The sequence below is a fragment of the Dyella sp. ASV21 genome (genome assembly GCF_016428975.1).
GTDB lineage: Bacteria > Pseudomonadota > Gammaproteobacteria > Xanthomonadales > Rhodanobacteraceae > Dyella.
The window spans coordinates 1-395 of sequence record NZ_JAELTT010000223.1 but is presented as its reverse complement, the minus strand read 5'-3'; the positions used below and the strand labels follow the sequence as shown (position 1 = coordinate 395).

Here is a 395-nt window from a genome sequence, read left to right as displayed (position 1 = left end):
CCCCCCCCCCCCCCCCCCCCCCCCCCCCCCCCCCCCCCCCCCCCCCCCCCCCCCCCCCCCCCCCCCCCCCCCTTTCTACCAGACCACGACCCCATACGAGATTCGGTCACGGGTCTCGTGGGCTCGGAGATGTGTATAAGAGACAGGGCCCACGAAACCGTAGTCGGTGAGGATGCGGCGCAAGTCTGGGTGGCCGTCGTAGACGATGCCGACCTGCTGCAGGCCAAGGCCGAAGCGGCCGATAACTGGCGCTGTCTCTTATACACATCTGACGCTGCCGACGACAACGTTCGGGTGTAGATCTCGGTGGGCGCGGTGTCAGTAGAAGGGGGGGGGGGGGGGGGGGGGGGGGGGGGGGGGGGGGGGGGGGGGGGGGGGGGGGGGGGGGGGGGGGG

General features: G+C 73.9%; 1 pseudogene. It reads right to left on the bottom strand.

The window, feature by feature from the left end:
* Window positions 1-147 precede the first annotated feature (147 nt).
* Window positions 148-210, bottom strand: a pseudogene (locus JHD67_RS21570) (NADH-quinone oxidoreductase subunit C); the annotation flags it as partial.
* Between the last annotated feature and the right edge of the window lie 185 nt (window positions 211-395).